The sequence below is a fragment of the Bradyrhizobium sp. sGM-13 genome (genome assembly GCF_018398875.1).
Taxonomy (GTDB): Bacteria; Pseudomonadota; Alphaproteobacteria; order Rhizobiales; family Xanthobacteraceae; genus Bradyrhizobium.
On the sequence record NZ_JAGWDK010000172.1, the window covers coordinates 1 to 574 of the forward strand.

At 67.4% G+C, this 574-nt stretch carries 1 protein-coding gene; it reads right to left on the reverse strand.

The genetic code is table 11. The annotated features are described in order from the left end of the window. Positions 1 to 574 (reverse strand): phosphopantetheine-binding protein (locus KJQ96_RS38640; RefSeq protein ID WP_213291179.1); only part of this gene is annotated, 574 nt, incomplete at both ends.

Below are 574 nucleotides of genomic sequence, written 5' to 3' on the forward strand. Positions count from 1 at the left end.
ACCGCCAACAGCGAGTGGCCGCCCAGCGCGAAGAAGTTGTCGTGGCGACCGACCCGCTCTAAACCCAGAAGCTCTGCCCAGATCGTCGCCAGCGCCGTCTCGATCTCGCCCTGCGGCGCCTCATAGATGCCTCGCGCATACGCCTGATCCGCAGGCCGCGGCAGCGCCTTGCGATCCAGCTTGCCGTTCACCGTCAGCGGCAGCGCCGCGAGCCGCACGAACGCACTCGGCACCATGTAATCCGGCAATCGCGCACTTACATGTGCGCGCAAGGTGGCGGCAAGCTCAGATCCCTCCGCCTCGCCGGCATGCTCGGCCACCGCGACCACATAGGCCACCAGACGCGGCTCGCCACTGCGATCCTCTTGCGCCACCACTACCGCATCGCGCACCCAGGCGTGCTCGGACAGCCGCGCTGCGATCTCGCCCGGCTCGATCCGGAAGCCGCGGATCTTCACCTGATCGTCGTTGCGGCCCAAAAACTCCAGATTGCCGTCCGGCAGGTACCGCGCAAGGTCCCCGGTCCGGTACAGCCGATCGCCGTCCACAAAGGGACTGGCGATGAACCGCTCCG